At 66.6% G+C, this 15,555-nt stretch carries 13 protein-coding genes; 7 read left to right on the top strand and 6 right to left on the bottom strand.

Annotated elements, in window-relative coordinates; translation table 11 throughout:
- Positions 1–384: 384 nt before the first annotated feature.
- Positions 385–1,083, bottom strand: coding sequence for a GntR family transcriptional regulator (locus J7024_RS33295; protein ID WP_233409959.1), 699 nt, complete (start codon positions 1,081–1,083; stop codon positions 385–387).
- 199 nt (positions 1,084–1,282) lie between these two features.
- Here J7024_RS33295 and J7024_RS33290 point away from each other — a divergent pair, with 199 nt between their 5' ends.
- The 5 genes from J7024_RS33290 to J7024_RS33270 all read left to right on the top strand — a co-directional run bounded on the left by J7024_RS33290 (position 1,283) and on the right by J7024_RS33270 (position 7,421).
- The gene (locus J7024_RS33290; protein ID WP_124825973.1) at positions 1,283–2,134 is read left to right on the top strand and encodes a fumarylacetoacetate hydrolase family protein; all 852 of its coding nucleotides are present in this window, start codon (positions 1,283–1,285) and stop codon (positions 2,132–2,134) included.
- Between the two features lie 42 nt (positions 2,135–2,176).
- On the top strand, positions 2,177–3,967 hold the full coding sequence (locus J7024_RS33285) for an FAD-dependent monooxygenase (RefSeq protein WP_234745848.1): 1,791 nt from the start codon (positions 2,177–2,179) through the stop codon (positions 3,965–3,967).
- A gap of 11 nt (positions 3,968–3,978) precedes the next feature.
- Positions 3,979–4,920 carry a VOC family protein gene (locus J7024_RS33280; RefSeq protein WP_175751192.1) on the top strand — a complete coding sequence of 314 codons (942 nt, stop codon included), beginning with the start codon at positions 3,979–3,981 and terminating at the stop codon, positions 4,918–4,920.
- 118 nt (positions 4,921–5,038) lie between these two features.
- On the top strand, positions 5,039–6,136 hold the full coding sequence (locus tag J7024_RS33275; RefSeq protein WP_234745847.1) for a porin: 1,098 nt from the start codon (positions 5,039–5,041) through the stop codon (positions 6,134–6,136).
- A 34-nt stretch (positions 6,137–6,170) separates the two neighbouring features.
- Positions 6,171–7,421: an MFS transporter gene (locus J7024_RS33270; RefSeq protein WP_124825969.1), complete on the top strand. Its 1,251-nt coding sequence runs from the start codon at positions 6,171–6,173 to the stop codon at positions 7,419–7,421.
- A 10-nt stretch (positions 7,422–7,431) separates the two neighbouring features.
- On the opposite strand, the gene J7024_RS33265 is transcribed toward J7024_RS33270, so the two are convergent.
- The 3 genes from J7024_RS33265 to J7024_RS33255 all read right to left on the bottom strand — a co-directional run bounded on the left by J7024_RS33265 (position 7,432) and on the right by J7024_RS33255 (position 10,854).
- Positions 7,432–8,154 (bottom strand): OmpA family protein, encoded by a 723-nt coding sequence (locus tag J7024_RS33265; RefSeq protein ID WP_175751191.1) that lies wholly within the window; start codon positions 8,152–8,154, stop codon positions 7,432–7,434.
- A 603-nt stretch (positions 8,155–8,757) separates the two neighbouring features.
- Positions 8,758–10,128, bottom strand: a complete 1,371-nt coding sequence (locus J7024_RS33260) for an ATP-binding protein (RefSeq protein WP_124825967.1) — start codon at positions 10,126–10,128, stop codon at positions 8,758–8,760.
- Positions 10,129–10,854 (bottom strand): response regulator, encoded by a 726-nt coding sequence (locus J7024_RS33255; protein WP_124825966.1) that lies wholly within the window; start codon positions 10,852–10,854, stop codon positions 10,129–10,131.
- Between the two features lie 232 nt (positions 10,855–11,086).
- On the opposite strand from J7024_RS33255, the gene J7024_RS33250 reads away from it, so the two are divergent.
- Positions 11,087–11,833 (top strand): MipA/OmpV family protein, encoded by a 747-nt coding sequence (locus J7024_RS33250; protein WP_124825965.1) that lies wholly within the window; start codon positions 11,087–11,089, stop codon positions 11,831–11,833.
- A 276-nt stretch (positions 11,834–12,109) separates the two neighbouring features.
- Positions 12,110–12,439, top strand: coding sequence for a hypothetical protein (locus tag J7024_RS33245; RefSeq protein ID WP_124825964.1), 330 nt, complete (start codon positions 12,110–12,112; stop codon positions 12,437–12,439).
- Positions 12,440–12,637: 198 nt separating this feature from the next.
- Here J7024_RS33245 and J7024_RS33240 read toward each other — a convergent pair whose 3' ends face one another.
- Together J7024_RS33240 and J7024_RS33235 are read right to left on the bottom strand one after the other, a co-directional pair.
- Positions 12,638–13,864: a lytic transglycosylase domain-containing protein gene (locus J7024_RS33240; protein WP_124825963.1), complete on the bottom strand. Its 1,227-nt coding sequence runs from the start codon at positions 13,862–13,864 to the stop codon at positions 12,638–12,640.
- A 386-nt stretch (positions 13,865–14,250) separates the two neighbouring features.
- Positions 14,251–15,411, bottom strand: a complete 1,161-nt coding sequence (locus tag J7024_RS33235; protein ID WP_124825962.1) for a porin — start codon at positions 15,409–15,411, stop codon at positions 14,251–14,253.
- Positions 15,412–15,555: the final 144 nt, after the last annotated feature.

Below are 15,555 nucleotides of genomic sequence, written 5' to 3'. Positions count from 1 at the left end.
CTCTCCAGATCAGATGGGGGGAGGCTGGGGATCACGATCGCGCCGCCCCGTCGTGCGGACGCGATGCGATTCTGCTGCGGTGCGGTGCCGCGACAACCGAGTCGCGAGGTTCAACGGCGACATCGACACGGCCCGCGCCTGCTGATTCGCCGGATTCGGGTATCGGCGAGTGTCGTCAGCTTATGCGATTCAGGGGGCGGTGCGTAGCCCGCACGGACAGAACATAGTGTTCTCGTTCATCGAACGGAATGCGCGCGCAACAGGGTGGACATGCGGCTAACATGGGCAGCATGTTTAGGATCACTGATGGGTGTGAAGGCGACGCGACCCGATCCGGCGGTGCGGATCGGGCGGTGAAGAGGGGCGGCGAACGGAACGCGCGACTTAGCGTCGCGCGCGCGTCTTGCCGGCGATGCGCATGGCCGGCGGCGCACCGTCGGCGGGCGTGGTGTCTTCGAGCACGAGCTGGGCGGTGACGGCGAAATGCCGGCGCAGCAGTTCACAGGCGCGATCGGCGTCGCGTGCGAGCACGGCCTTGACGATTTCCTCGTGTTCGCGGCCGACGTCCCGCTCGCCCGCGTGCTGGCTGCGCAGCGACTGATGGCGGTAGCGGGCCGTCTGGGTGCGCAGCGTCGCGGCGAAATGCTTGAGCCATTTCGAGCGGCAGCCGGCCAGCAGCGTCGCGTGGAAATGGTCGTGCGCGCGTTCCCAGTCCGGGTTCATCCGCGGCGGTTCGTCGACGACGGTCGGCAGGCTGTTCACCAGGTGGAACGCGGCGAGCACCGATGCTTCCCATTCGAGGTTGCCGCTGTCGATCGCATCGCGCAGCGCTTCGGATTCGATGCATTGCCGCACGGACGTGATGTCCTCGAGATCCGCGCGCGAGACGGGCGTGACGCGAAAGCCGCGCTGGTCTTCCGCGTCGACGAAACCGCTCATCGCGAGCCGCGACACGGCCTCGCGCAGCGGGATCACGCCGGCCTGGTAGCGGTCGGCCAGTTCCCGGATCTTCAGCTTGGAGCCGGGCGCGAGCGCACCCGACACGATGTCCCGAAGAATGGTGTCGGCCAGTACCGATGCCATGGTCCGGGAGCCGCCGGCCGCAGCGTCGTCAAACGTCATGTCCACGAATGTTTCCCTCCTGATGGCCAAATTATATGCAGAACGTGGGGATATATGCACACCCTAGGGTAAACATGAAAAGACTAAAATATATATATTTTCTAAATTTATATCTAAATCGTGGCCAGCCCGGCCACGACCCCCTTGAACTGGAGATGTCATGCGTTACGTGAACTTTTCGGCCGATGGCCGCAAGCGGATGCTCGGCGTGCAGCGGGGCTCGAGCATCGCGTCGCTCGGCGACACCACGCTCGAGCAATTGCTCGCGAGCGGTATCGATCTGGTCGACTTCGCCGAGCGCCACGCGTCGGCCGGCCCGATCTTTCACGTCGACGAAGTGACGTGGCTGCCGCCGCTCGCGCGGCCCGGCAAGATCATCTGCGTCGGCCTGAACTACGCCGACCACACGAAGGAAAGCCCGTACGACCAGCCTTCCTATCCGACCCTGTTCCCGCGCTTCACGACGAGCCTGATCGGGCACGGCGCGCCGATGATCCGGCCGCGTGTGTCCGATTCGCTCGACTTCGAAGGCGAGCTGGCCGTCGTGCTGAAGAGCGGCGGCCGTCACGTGCCGAAGGCACGCGCGCTCGACTGCGTGGCCGGCTACTCGGTGTTCAACGACGGGTCGGTGCGCGAGTACCAGTTCAAGGCGCCGCAATGGACCGTCGGCAAGAACTTTGACGGCACCGGTGCGTTCGGGCCCGCGCTCGTCACCGCCGACGAGATGCCGGCCGGCGGTGCCGGACTGCAACTGCAAACGCGGCTGAACGGCAAGGTCGTGCAGTCGGCGAACACCAGCGACATGCTGTTCGACGTCGCGACGCTGATCGCGATCGTCAGCGAGGCGATCACGCTGGAGGCGGGCGACGTGATCGTCAGCGGCACGCCGGCGGGCATCGGCTGGGCGCGCGAACCGAAGCTGATCATGCGCGACGGCGACGTGTGCGAGGTCGAGATCGAAGGACTCGGCATTCTGCGCAACCCGGTGCGCGACGAAGACGCGGCGCAGTGAACGCCGGCTGCCGAACGGACCCATCAAGAGACTGAGGAAGACATGAGACAGATTCGAGTTCCGGTACTGGTGGTCGGCGCGGGGCCGGCCGGGCTGACGAGCGCGGCGTTGCTCGCGAAATACGGCGTCGACGTGCTGGCGATCACGCGCTATCCGGGCACCGCGCATTCGCCGCGCGCGCACATCACGAACCAGCGCACGGTCGAGGTGTTCCGCGACCTGGGCATCGAGGAGCGCGTGCGCGCGCTGGCTACGCCGAACGAGCTGATGACGAACAACGTGTGGGCGACGAGCTTCGCCGATCGCGAGATCGCACGGCTGCAGACCTGGGGCACCGGCACGCGGCGCAAGGCCGACTACGAGGCGGCGAGCCCGTCGCAGATGTGCAATGCGCCGCAGCACCTGCTCGAACCGGTGATTCTCGGTGCGGCCCGCGAATACGGCGCGCGCATCCTGTTCAACACCGAGCTCGTGTCGATTCGTCAGACGGAAGACGCGGTGATTTCGCGGCTCGTCGACGTCGTCACGCGCGAGGAGATCGAAGTGATCTCCGACTACGCGATCGGCGCCGATGGCGCGCAGAGCATCGTGGTCAAGCAGCTGGGCTTCGAGCTGGACGGCGAAATGGGGCTCGGTTGCGCGGTGAACTGCTGGCTCGAAGTCGATCTCGAGAAATACACCGCGCACCGCCCGGGGGTGCTGTACTGGATGAGCCAGCCGGGCAGCGACTACTGGGTCGGCAGCGGCACGTACATCTGCGTGCGGCCGTGGAACGAGTGGGTGCTGCTGTTCATGTACAACCCGAAGGACGGCGAGCCCGACCTGAGCCATGACGCGGTGATCGCGCGGGCGCGCGCGACGATCGGCGACCCCGACATTCCGATTCGCGTGAAGGCCGTGTCGAAATGGACGATCAACCGGATGGTCGCGCGCAACATGGTGAAGGGGCGCGTCGCGATTGCGGGCGACGCTGCGCACCGACATCCGCCGGCGAACGGGCTCGGCTCGAACACGTCGGTGCAGGACGCGTTCAACCTCGCGTGGAAGCTCGCGATGATCGTGAAGGGGCAGGCATCGCCCGCGTTGCTGCAGACCTATTCGGACGAACGGCAACCGGTTGCCGAGACGGTCGTCAACCGTGCGATCAAATCGGTCGGCGAGATGCTGCCGATCGCGAAGGCGCTCGGCTTTTCCGAAGGGCAGAGCGTGGAAGAGGGCTGGGCGTCGCTCGACGGGCTGTTCGCCGAGGACGGCGCAGGCCGCAAGCGCCGCAAGGCGCTCGCCGATGCGGTCGAACTGCAGAACTACCAGTTCAACTGCCACGGCGTCGAGCTCGGGCAGCACTACACGTCGTCCGCAATCGTGCGCGATGGCGCGACATTCCCGATCCCGTCGCGCGACCCGGAGCTTTACTATCATCCTACGACGACGCCGGGTGCATCGATTCCGCACGCGTGGATCCAGCACGACGGCGCACAGGTGTCGACGCTCGACCTCGTCGGGAACGGCGCGTTCACGGTGTTGACCGGGGCCGGCGGACGCGCGTGGCTCGATGCTGCGAAGCAGGTCGGCGACGAATTCGGTATCGAGATCCGTGCGGTGGCGATCGAGCAGGGCACGTCGACCTTCGACGTGTACGGCGACTGGGCGCGACAGCGCGAGATCGAGGACCACGGCTGCGTGCTGGTGCGGCCGGACCGTTTCGTCGCGTGGCGTTCGGAAGCGATGGCGGACGACCCGGCCGGCGCGCTGCGGCGCGTGCTTGCGCGGATTCTCGGTAGCGTGCCGCAGGCGCGCGCGAATGTCGACGCGGCCGCACTGGCCGAAGCATAACGGAGGTCGGAATGACGACTGCGACAAGGAAGCGGGCTCCGTTCGGCGTCCATAGCATCGACCATTTCGCGCTCGACGTGCCGAGCCTCGCGGACGCCCGTTGCTTCGTGACGGCGTTCGGTTTCGACGTCGAGGCGAGCGGGCAGGAATTGCGGCTGCGTACGCAAGCCGGCGGCCACGTATGGGCGACGCTGCGCGAGGGTCCGCGCAAGCGGCTCGCGTATCTGTCGCTGAACTGCTTCGCCGACGATTTCGAGCCGCTGCGCGCGCAGATTCTCGATGCGGGGGGGCATGCGGCGACGCCGCCCGATGGGCGCTCGCCGGACGACGGCTTCTGGTTCGAGGACACCGACGGCAACCTGATGCAACTGCAGGCGGGTGCGAAGACGACGCCGGGATGCAAGCCGGCGGCGCAGCGCGCGGCCGGTATCCGGCCGCAGCGCGGCGCGCTGTTTCGCGGCGACGCGCCGGTCGTGCATCCGGCACGACTGTCGCACGTGCTGATGTTCACGCCGGACATTGACCGTGCGATCGCGTTCTACGAGCAGGCACTGGGGCTGTCGTTGTCCGATGGCGCCGCGGGCATCGTCGCGTTCCTGCATGCGCGTCATGGCAGCGACCATCATCTGGTCGCGTTCGCGCAGGGCAGCGCGAAGGGCTGGCACCACAGCGCTTGGGACGTGCCGACCGTCGACGACGTCGGGCTCGGCAAGATGCAGATGCAGCGGGCCGGTTACGTGGAAGGCTGGGGCGTCGGGCGTCACGTGCTGGGCTCGAACTACTTCCAGTACGTGCGCGATCCGTGGGGCTCGTTCTGGGAATACTCGGCCGACATCGACTATGTCGGTGCGGGCGCCGAGTGGCCGGGCGGCGACCACCCGCCGGAGGATTCGCTGTATCTCTGGGGGCCGGACGTGCCGGACTACTTCTTCGAGAACACCGAAGCCGCCTGACCATCGCCGGATGCCGCCGGCACGGGCCGGCGCGCCTTTCGCCGGACTGGTCGGTCCGGCGTTCCGGGCTTTTTTTCGTCACATCAATCAGTACAACAAATCATAATTGGAGATCAGGATGGTCGGCAAAAAGACCTGTGCAATCGGGCTGCTGGCGCTCGGGCATGCCTGCGCGGCGAACGCGCAGAGCAGCGTCACGCTGTTCGGTTTGCTCGATGCAGGCGTGAGCTACGTCAGCAATGAAGGCGGTCACGGCGTCGTCAAATTCGACGACGGCATTTTCACGCCGAGCCTCGTCGGGCTGCGCGGCAGCGAGGACATCGGCGGCGGCACACACGTAATTTTCCAGCTCGTCAGCCAGATCGCGATCGGCTCCGGCGCGACGATCGGCGACGGGCTGTTCGCGCGCACCGCATTCGTCGGTATGCAGAACGACCGCTACGGCACGATCACGCTCGGCAACCAGTACGAGTTCATGGCCGATACGCTGTTCTTCGGCGGCGTCGATGCGGCGCGCGACGTGGGCGGTCTGTACAACCTGCGTAACGGCCCGTTCCAGAAACTCGCGTTACCGGGCAATCCGACCGGCGCATTCGACTGGGACAGGATGGCCGGCAGCCAGCGCGTCGCGAATGCGGTGAAGTATGTGAGTCCGGTGATCGGCGGAATCAAGGTCGGCGCGTTGTACGGCGTCGGCGGTGTGCCCGGTAGCATCGGCGCGAACAACACGGTGAGCGTCGGCGCGGACTATTCGATCGGAGCGTTCGGTGCGGCAGCCGCCTATACGAACGAGAAATACGGCGCGCAAGCGGGCTCGGCCGCGACCAGCGTGCGCAACTGGGGCGCTGGCCTGCGCTACGGGTTCGGCGCGCTCAACCTGAGCGCGCTGTTCACGACGGTGCGCAACGCGGCGTCGGGCGGTGCTGCGTGGATGAGCGAGCTGGGCGGCACGTGGAAGCTCACGAACGCGATGACGCTGGGTGCGGACTACATGTACATGAAGGGCAATGCGACGCTCGACGACAACCATGCGCATCAGATCACGGCAACCGTTCAGTATCAGTTATCGAAGCGGACGATGGTCTACGCGAGCGGCGCGTGGCAGCGCGCGAACTGCAGCTCCCAGGCGCAGATCAACGGCGTGCTGGACCCGGACGGCGCGTCGTCCGGCACTACCCAGGCGATTGCACGCATCGGCATGCACACCGTGTTCTGACCGCGCAGCTATGCGCACCTCGTGGAGAAACCAGATGAACAACGCACGCGTGTCCGGTCGGGACACCTCGTACGAATGGAAGATCGTCGCGCTGCTCGCGCTCGGATTCGGGCTCGTCGGCGTCGACCGTTTCATGATCATGCCGCTCTTTCCCGTGATGATGCGGGACCTGAATCTCGACTACCAGGATCTCGGCCATATCACGGCGGCGTTGTCGGTCGCATGGGGCGTATCCGCGCTCGTGACAGGCAACCTGTCCGATCGCTTCGGTCATCGCAAGGTCATCATTCCGGCGATGCTCGCCTTCTCGCTGCTGGCCTGCGCGAGCGGGCTCGCATGGGGCGTCGGCAGCCTGATGGCGATTCGCGCGGTGATGGGGTTCGCCGAAGGGGCGTACACGCCGTCGAGCATCACCGCGACGCTCGAAGCGTCGGATCCGGTTCGGCATGGCCGCAATGTCGGCATCCAGCAGGCGGCGCTGCCGCTGCTCGGGCTCGGCATCGCGCCGATCGTCGTCACGCAGTTGATGCGCATCGTGCCGTGGCACTGGATTTTCGCGATGGTCGCGCTGCCAGGGCTCATCGTCTGCATGCTGACGTGGAAGGTGCTGCGCGACACCAGCGCCGAGCGCGCGGCCGCGCATACGGACGCGGGCGACGCAGGCAGCCATCGGTGGCGCGACGTGCTGCGCTACCGGAACGTGCCGCTCTGTTTCGTCGGGATGTTGTGCTGGCTGACCTGCCTGATCGTGCTGAGCGCGCTGCTGCCGAACTACCTGACCGACTATCTGCATCTCGGTCTGCAGCAAATGGGCTTCGTGCTGTCCGCGACCGGTATCGGCGGCACGCTCGGCGGGATCGCGATGCCCGCGCTGTCCGACCGGATCGGACGCCGTCCCGTGATGGTGCTGTCGGTGATCGGCGCGTTCGTGTCGTTATGGGCGTTCTCGCTCACCGGCGCCGATCCGGTCGCGCTGTTCGCGGGGCTGCTGGCGACGATCTTCTTCGTGTTCGCAATGATCACGCTGACGGTCGGCCCGATCAGCGCGGAAGCCGTGCCCGCGCAGTTGATGACCACCGCGTCCGGGCTCGTGATCGGCGTCGGCGAGATCTTCGGCGGCGGTATCGCACCGTCGGTTGCAGGCTACGTCGCGAAGCATTTCGGCATCCAGTACATCATGCAACTCGGCATGGGAGCGCTGGTGCTCGGCCTGATCGTCGCGCTGTCGCTGAAGGAAACCGCGCCGGCGCGACTCGCACGTACGGTCGCGCTGGCGGAATCGTGAGCGTCGGCCGTTACTGCCGGTATGGCTGATATGGCCGCTGCGGCGGGCCGTAGCGGTCATCCGTGCGTGCGAAGGTCACGATCTCGACGCGGCGATCGGGCTGCAGGCACGCAACGAGACTGTCGTGCGACTGGTTGTCGCTGCAGTGCGTGATCGGATCCTGCTCGCCGAGCCCGCGCGCGTCGATCCGATCGGCGGGGATGCCGTGCTGCACCAGCAGCGCCTTCACCGCGTTCGCGCGACGCTGCGACAATTGCAGGTTGTACGAAGCCGAACCGAGCCGGTCCGTATAGCCGCGCACTTCGATGCGGGCGAAGCGCGATGCACTCAGCTTTGCCGCGATGTCGCGGATGTCCGCGCGACCGCCGGGCAGGATGTCGGCGAGGTCGCCGCGATCGAAGGCGAACAGCGCGTCGGCCGACACACGCATCACCTGCGCGACGGGCGGGGTCGGCGGTGCGACCACCACGCGCCGTTCGACTTCGGTCCAGTGGCCGGGCACCCATACGTAGCGGCCGTATTGCCAGGCCCAGTAGCCGCGTTCCCACGCATAGCCGACGCGCGGCGCCGGCGCGGCTTCATAGACCGGCGCCGGCGGCGCCAGCACCATGACCTGCGCGGAAGCAGGCGCGATGTTGCCGAACCAGGCGGCGGCAAGCACGCCGCAGGCCGCGGCGGCGGTGGCGATGCGTCGGCGGTTGCCGGCGGCGGGGTGGAGAGCGGGCTGTTTCATGATGAGCGTCCGGCGTATCGAAGGTTGAACGGGTCGCATGCCAATGCGGGTACGAGGGGTGATCCAAGGCTAGCGGGTTGGATCATGAAAAGCCTTTGCGGTGTGTAAGCAAACCTCGCAGACGGCAGGGGTGGCAGACGGGTACATTCGCCGCCCTAACCAAGGCGTGCGGTGCGGGTAGCGGCTGTCGATGCGTTCGGCGGGGTAACGATATGTAATGGCTCGCGCATGCCGGGCAGGTGCCGGCGCATCGCGCATCGCTGCGAAATCAATCGTCAGGACGGTTGCGCGTGCATCGAGTCTGACGAAATCGCGGGAGCTAATGCAGCGGTTCAGGTGCGACATGGCTCAACCGAATTCAGGATAAGTGTGCTGGAGTACTGAGCGATCTCCTCGAATCCGATCGATCGTGCGATGCATCACGGCTAGATGCGGGCCGCTGCTGCCCGCGCGGCCGACTCGCCTGGTTGAAATCCGGATATCGTCTGATCTTTTCGCCGGGGGCCGTACCGGGTGCGCCGGCTGGCCGCATGCGGCGAAGCCGCCAGTAGATCGATACGACGTATCGAGAACCGGTATCGGACCGGTGCGAGGCGGGCGGTGCTATCCGGCATCGGGCCGTGACGACGGGCGTTGGCGCGTATGTGCCGCGCGGGACGGCGGCGCGTCACCCAGGAACGCAGGCAAGGTCCGCGCCGGCAGCGTGATCACGAAGCGCGCGCCACCCAGCGACGAGTCCTCGAGCCGCACGTCGCCGCCATGCACAAGCGCGACGCGCCGCACGATCGCGAGGCCGAGACCGAACCCGCCCGTTTGACGGTCGCGGCTCGAATCGAGTCGCTGGAACGGTTCGAACACGCGTGCGCGATCGGCGACCGGAATGCCGGGGCCATCGTCGTCGACGCTCAGGATCAGCGCACCGGACGCATCGCTCGCCGCGGACAGCCGCACCGTGTGCGACGCATAGCGTGCGCCGTTGCGGATCAGGTTCAGCAGCGCGCGTGCGACGAGCTTCGGATCGCATACGTGGGCGGCAGGCGTGCCCGCGGTCGACACGTCGAGCACGAGGCCACGATCGGCGACATCGTTCGCGACGTTGCCGGCGACGCTGTCGATCAGTGCATCGACGACGACTTCCATCGGCGCGAGTTCGCTCGCGCCTTGTTCCAGCCGTCCGATCGTGAGCAGCTCGGTGACGAGATCGTCGAGCTCGCGCACGTCGCGTCGCAGCTCGTCGCGGCGCTCGCGCGTGCGGCCGTCCTCGTCCGTCTCGGCAAGCAGCGCGAGCCCGAATTCGAGGCGCGCGAGCGGCGTCTTCAACTCGTGCGAGATCCCGTGCATCATCTCGCGCTGTTGCTTGATCGATGCCTCGATGCGCTCGGCCATGTCGTTGAACTGCTGCGACAGCTCGTAGATGTTCGACCGGCCCGACAGCTTCACGCGCGTGGAGAGGTGGCCCGCGCCGAACGCGCGTGCGGCCTCCTGCAGCTTGCGCAGATCGCGCCAGTGATACGAAATCCACAGCACGACCGCCAGCAGCGCGGCGAGCGCGAGCAGCAGGTACGCATAGATCTTGATGTCGAGATCGAACGGCTGGATCGGGCGCGCGTGCAGCACGGAGCCGTCCGCGAGCGGCATGTAGTAATCCTTGCCGTCGTAGCTGATCGTGATCCTGCCGCCATCGAGGTCGCGCAGCGGCGTGCCGCTCAGTTGGGCACGCGCGTCGGCCATCGTCATGAAGTCGAATCCTTCCGTGCCGTGCTTCGCGAGTTCGCGCAGCGCGAGCATCCGCTGCGCACCGGGATGGCGTTCCAGATAATCGTTCAGCACGAACGCGTAGGTCGTCAGGGAGTCGCGCTGCGCCTGCGCCGCGCGTTCGTAGAAAATCCGGTCGAACGAGATCTGAATGAACGCTATCGATGCGGCAACGCACAGGATCACGATGAGGTACAGCCTGATCAACGGGCGCAGCATTCATTCGTCCCACGCGGAAGGGCTGAACAGGTAGCCGCGTCCCCAGATCGTCTTGATCTTGTGCGGTTCCGACGATGCATCCTCGAAGCGGCGGCGCAGCTTCGAGATGCCCGAGTCGACCGAGCGGTCGAGCCCGTCGAATTCGATCCCGCGCAGCTGCTTCAGGATGTCGTCGCGGCTCAGCACGGTGCCGGCCGCACGCGCGAGGATCAGCAGCAGGTTGAATTCGGCCGTCTTCAGGTCGATGGGTTCGCCGCGCCACGTGACCGTGCGGTTCGGCGGCGAGATCGTCAGTTCGCCGAACACGAGCGCTTCGGGCGCGGCGGCCGGGGTGTCGGCGACGGGCTGCTGCGCGCGGCGCAGCAGCGCGCGGGCGCGCGCAACCAGCACGCGCGGCTCGATCGGCTTCGTCACGTAGTCGTCGGCGCCGGTTTCGAGGCCCGCGACCTGGTCGTAGACGTCCGCGCGCGCGGTGAGGATCAGTACCGGAACGTTGGTGAACGCGCGAATGCGCCGGCACACTTCCATCCCGTCGAGATTCGGCAGCATCAGGTCGAGTATCACCAGCGCCGGCTGGTGCTCGCGCACGGCGGCGACGGCCAGGTCGCCGCGCCGCACGACCGTCACCGAGAATTCATAGCCGTCGAGGTATTCGCGCACGAGTTGCGCAAGACGGTCGTCGTCCTCGATCAGCAGCACACGGTATTTGAGCGGATTGTCGTTCATGGTCTCTTCGAAACGCGCGCGTTGTCCCACACCCGGGTCGCGGCACGCGAATTCTATCCGGCGCTCCGGCACCCGGGGCCGCGACACGACAATCGCGAACAATCCGACACAATTGAGCACAGATTCCCCGCAGATTCCGGACAGTTCGGGCGCACGGCGGCACCTAGACTTCGGGCTCCGTCACTTTCATCTGAATATTGTGCGCCCGCCCCTTCGATGCTACCGCTATTGCATGCCGCTGGCCGGCCTGACCCTTGCCGCCGCCGCCCACGCTGAAAACCAGTATTCGCTCTCGCTCGGCGGCGGAGCCGCGCCGCGCTACCCGGGGAGCAACCAGTATCGCGGCGTCGTTGCACCGGCGTTTTCGGCGAGGTTCGGCAACGGCTTCTTCATCGACACCGCGTCGGGCGCCGGCTACCGGCTGGACCTGCCGCACGGCGTGTTCGTGTCGGCGGCGGTGAATTACGATCCGGGCCGCGCGGACGAGAACCGCTTCGACCTGCCGGGTTCGGACTACCTGAAGGGGATGGGCCGGATTCCGGGTTCGGTGCTCGTCGGCGCGCGGGCGGGCGTGACGCTGTTCAACGCGGCCGAACTGAGCGTGACGGTCGACACGCCCGTGACGCACACGTCGCGCGGGGTGTCGGGGCACGTCGATCTCGCGGTGCCGGTGTTGAAGACCGCGCAGCACCAGATCATCGTGACGGGCAGCGTGCATGCCGGCACCGGACGCTATACGCAGACGTTCTACGGCGTGACCGATGCGCAGTCGATGGCGAGCCGGTTCAGGCCATATTCGACAAGCGGCGGGATCGACAGCGCCACGATGTCGGTTGCGTGGAACCGGGAAGTGTCGCGGCACTGGTCAGTACTCGCGACCGGCGGCGCGACGCGACTGCTCGGCCGCTACGGCGACAGCCCGATCGTCCAGTCGCGCAGCAACTACTACGGCATGGCCGGCGCGACGTACAAGTTCTGAACCGGTTGCCTGGATCGTTGCACCGCGGGCACGGATGCGCGCGGGCCGGTCACGTGCGATGTGTCGGCTTCGCGCCGTCGCTGCGAATCGCGTGCGGTAACATGCAGGCGAGCCCGGTGCGCCGAATCGGCTCGCCCGGGCCGCAGCGCCGCACGCCGCTTTGCCGGCATCCATCGAGAAACGGCCTGCGGTGTGCGGAACCGGTCACGCATGCAAGATCCGGCCGCGCACGCTTGCCGCACAAACGCCACCGGGCCGCGACACGGAGAAGAATCGATGAAGAACACGATCGCGATGATCGTTGCACTCGTTGCGAGCGCAACATTTGCAGGATGTGCGAACATGAACACGACCCATGCCGATACGAACGGCGCAGGCGCAAACGCCGGACAGCCGGGCGCCGCGCATGCGTGCAAGGCGGATGCCGCGCCGGACGACGCGCTGATCGGCAAGACCGAGGCCGATGCGGCCGCGCTGCTCGACGGTTGCCTGTGGCGCGTGCTCGAGCGCGACGGCAAGTCGTTGCCCGGCACGATGGACTATCGACAGGAACGCCGCGATCTGGGCATTCGCGACGGGAAGGTGATCTGGGTGCGGCGCGGGTGACGGATGGCTCGGCCGTCATGGCCGGAATTGTCGGCGGCGCCGGCCGGCACAGCCGTGCGGTAGCGGGGCGACGACATGAACGCGCCGGAACTCTAGCCGACGCAGGCGAATTGAGCGTCATCGCCGAACCGGACCTGGACGGCGCGACGGCGATCGTCCGGTAATCCGCGCCTGCATGACGCATGCCGGTTGCGCACGTTACTTCGAGATATACCAGAGTGCGTCGGTACTGACGCGTGCGGCCGGCGCTTTCGGCGTCGCGGCAGGCGTTGCAACGGGCGGTGGCGCGCTCGACGTCACCGCGGTGGGCCACGTCGCCGGCGTCGATGCCGGCGGGGGATTCGCCGTGCTCGCGGTCGCTGTCGAACCCGACGTCGATGCCGTGTCGATATACCAGAGCGCATCGGACGACGCGGCGCGCTTGGCCGCGGCACTGGCAGCGTGTTTCGACGCGGGCGGCGTGGCAGCCGTGGTCGTCGCCGCGCCCGGCTGCGGCGTTGCCGTACCTGCCTGCATGGCCGCACCGGCCCCGGCCGACCCGGCTCCGCCGCGCTGCGCGCGCGCCTCGAACGGCCCGAGCTGGAAGATTAACGTTTGCGCGGGACGCGTCAAAACGGCATACGGGAATTGCAGCTCCCACGACATCAGTACGCGGCCCGACGACGTTTCGGTGAAGATCGCCGGCACGTGTTTCATGTCGCTGAACTGCACGTAGATCCGCGATCCGTCGTCGAACACCTGGGTCGGCTTGGCCTGGTCGGCGCCCGTGACGGTCCAGCCGAAGTTGTACGTGCCGGCCGGGCCGGCTGGCCCGCCTTGCTGCTGCGGCGGCGGGGCGGCCGGCGCGAGCATGCGCGGCCGCGTGACCGCCGGTGCCGACACGCTCAGGCTCGCGAACGGGTTGTACGGCTGCACCTGTTGCGGCGGCGTAAAGGACGGTGGAAGGATGGGCATGGGAGTATCCGGCGAATCCGGCATGGTCCGGATTGCATCATAGACCTTGCGCGCATACGCGAGGCGCTTGTCGGGAGAAGCAGCGTTGTACGCGCCGATCGCGTTCCAGTTCGCACCGAGCTGGCGAATATTCTGCGACAGGATCCATGCGCCGACATACGCATTGGTGCACGCATCGAACAGGCTCTGCTGCGTGATGCCCTCGCGCGCGAGGGTCGGCAGCCACGTGCTGTTGATCTGCATCAGGCCGATGTCGACGGTGCCGTTCGTGTTGGTGTTGACGGCGTTCGGATTCATCCCCGATTCGACCTGCGCGATGCCGCGCAGCAGGCTCACGCTCACGTGCTGGAACGTGGCCGCGTCGTCGAGGCAGTCGGCGCGCGCGATGCCGTGCAGCGCGCACGACATCGCGATCGTCGCGGCGATCTTCGGCGTGGCGTGGCTGATCGAACGGGCAGTCTGACGCGGCATGGCAGGATGGGGCGGAATCCGGCCGCCCGGTGCAAGGAAATTACGCAGACGCGAAGTGTGCCATAGCGAGCAGACAAATGGCTCGCATCAAACTTTCCTTTGCATTTGACGGCCATCTGGCGCGTGTTTTCAGCGCTGCCGGCATCGGTGCGACCCGGTGCAATCGGTAAAAAGGACGTCTTGTCGGGCGCAAGTTGCTCCACGCGATGGTCGTCACGAAGATGACGCCTCGCGTCAGTTTTGCCGTCAACCCAGCCATGGACGACGCGCATCGACAGCCGAGGGCCTGTCGATACGCGGGCCGCAAGCGACGACGGCGGCCGAAGCCGCCGTGTCGGTCGATCGGGTGCCGGCCGGCCGTGCAGTGCGCAGCCGGCCGCCGTCGATCAGAAGCGGTGACGCAGCCCGAGGTTGACGAGGGTCTGCGAACTCGTGCCCGCATAGCCGTACGACCCGATCGACGCCTGAGCGGCCATCGACCCGCCGTTGCCGTCGCTGGTGCGGCCGCTCGCGTGCTGGTACGCGGCGGTCAGGTACACGTCGGTGCGCTTCGACAGGTTGTAGTCCGCGCCGGCCGACACCTGGTGATAGGTAGCCGACGTGTCGCCGCCCGAGCGCGTGTAGCTGTAGCCGACGCCCACGAGCAGCGCATTCGTCGCCTGGTAGTTCACGAAGCCTTGCCCGGTGTTGTAGTGCTCGTTCGAGTTGAACGCGGCGCTCGCGTCGCGGCGGTATTGCGCGTTGCTGTAGCCGAGACCGAACGTGAACGGGCCGGCGACGTACTGGCCCGCGATCCGCGCGATGCCGATCGAGTGCGCGCTCGCATAGCCGCTGTTGATCGGGCCGTCGAACGTACCGTCCGACGAGCTGCTCCAGCCGTCGCGGATCGTGTTCGATGCGGGGCTGTTGGTCGCGTGGAAGTAGCCGCCCGCGACGCTGAACGGCCCGTTGTTGTACGACACGGCGGCCGAATACGACTGTGCGGCGCCGGTGCTGCCGGCGATTCCGCCGAACGAATACATCGCCGAGAACTGCAGGCCCGAATACACGGCGGACGTGTACTTCACGGCGTTGTCGACGCGGAAGCTGTTGTCGTAGTTGTCGACGTCGCCCGGCGTCGCGAACACGCTGCCGAGATAGTTGTCGGCGGTGATGCCCTGCACGAGGTCGACGAGCGGATCGTACTGGCGGCCGAACGTGAGCGTGCCGTAACGGTCGCTTGTCAGGCCGACGAACGCCTGCCGGCCGAACAGTCGGCCGTTCTGGCCCAGGCGGCCGTTGCTCGGGTCGAAGCCGTTTTCGAGCTGGAACAGCGCCTTCAGCCCGCCGCCGAGATCTTCGGTGCCTTTCACGCCCCAGCGGCTGCCGGCGAGGTTGCCCGCGCTGCTGTTGCCCAGCATCCACGCGCTGTCCTTGCCCTGCGCATGATTCACGTACGTGATCGACGTGTCGACCACGCCGTACAGCGTGACGCTCGTTTGTGCATGCGCGGCGGGCATTGCCGCGAACGACGCGATCGAAAGCATCGAGAGGGTCGTGCGTTTCATTTCATCTCCTTGCGTATTGATTTGCATCGGTAAACCGGAATGGCAGGAGACTACAGAGCCGCACGCGAACGATAAAAACGAAATTCTCCGATGTTATCTAAATCAGACAAATGTATTCTTCGGAAGTGTGCATTGAGGGATTAG

Source organism: Burkholderia sp. WTPI3 (assembly GCF_021483755.1).
Classification (GTDB): Bacteria; Pseudomonadota; Gammaproteobacteria; order Burkholderiales; family Burkholderiaceae; genus Burkholderia.
The sequence above is the reverse complement of the archived record's forward strand: the minus strand, read 5'-3'. Positions and strand labels throughout refer to the sequence as shown.

Bases quoted from the DNA above. Each gene is read 5' to 3' on its own strand.
- J7024_RS33295 (WP_233409959.1), bottom strand. From the start codon at position 1,083: ATGGCATCGGTACTGGCCGACACCATTCTTCGGGACATCGTGTCGGGT.
- J7024_RS33290 (WP_124825973.1), top strand. From the start codon at position 1,283: ATGCGTTACGTGAACTTTTCGGCCGATGGCCGCAAGCGGATGCTCGGC.
- J7024_RS33285 (WP_234745848.1), top strand. From the start codon at position 2,177: ATGAGACAGATTCGAGTTCCGGTACTGGTGGTCGGCGCGGGGCCGGCC.
- J7024_RS33280 (WP_175751192.1), top strand. From the start codon at position 3,979: ATGACGACTGCGACAAGGAAGCGGGCTCCGTTCGGCGTCCATAGCATC.
- J7024_RS33275 (WP_234745847.1), top strand. From the start codon at position 5,039: ATGGTCGGCAAAAAGACCTGTGCAATCGGGCTGCTGGCGCTCGGGCAT.
- J7024_RS33270 (WP_124825969.1), top strand. From the start codon at position 6,171: ATGAACAACGCACGCGTGTCCGGTCGGGACACCTCGTACGAATGGAAG.
- J7024_RS33265 (WP_175751191.1), bottom strand. From the start codon at position 8,154: ATGAAACAGCCCGCTCTCCACCCCGCCGCCGGCAACCGCCGACGCATC.
- J7024_RS33260 (WP_124825967.1), bottom strand. From the start codon at position 10,128: ATGCTGCGCCCGTTGATCAGGCTGTACCTCATCGTGATCCTGTGCGTT.
- J7024_RS33255 (WP_124825966.1), bottom strand. From the start codon at position 10,854: ATGAACGACAATCCGCTCAAATACCGTGTGCTGCTGATCGAGGACGAC.
- J7024_RS33250 (WP_124825965.1), top strand. From the start codon at position 11,087: ATGCCGCTGGCCGGCCTGACCCTTGCCGCCGCCGCCCACGCTGAAAAC.
- J7024_RS33245 (WP_124825964.1), top strand. From the start codon at position 12,110: ATGAAGAACACGATCGCGATGATCGTTGCACTCGTTGCGAGCGCAACA.
- J7024_RS33240 (WP_124825963.1), bottom strand. From the start codon at position 13,864: ATGCCGCGTCAGACTGCCCGTTCGATCAGCCACGCCACGCCGAAGATC.
- J7024_RS33235 (WP_124825962.1), bottom strand. From the start codon at position 15,411: ATGAAACGCACGACCCTCTCGATGCTTTCGATCGCGTCGTTCGCGGCA.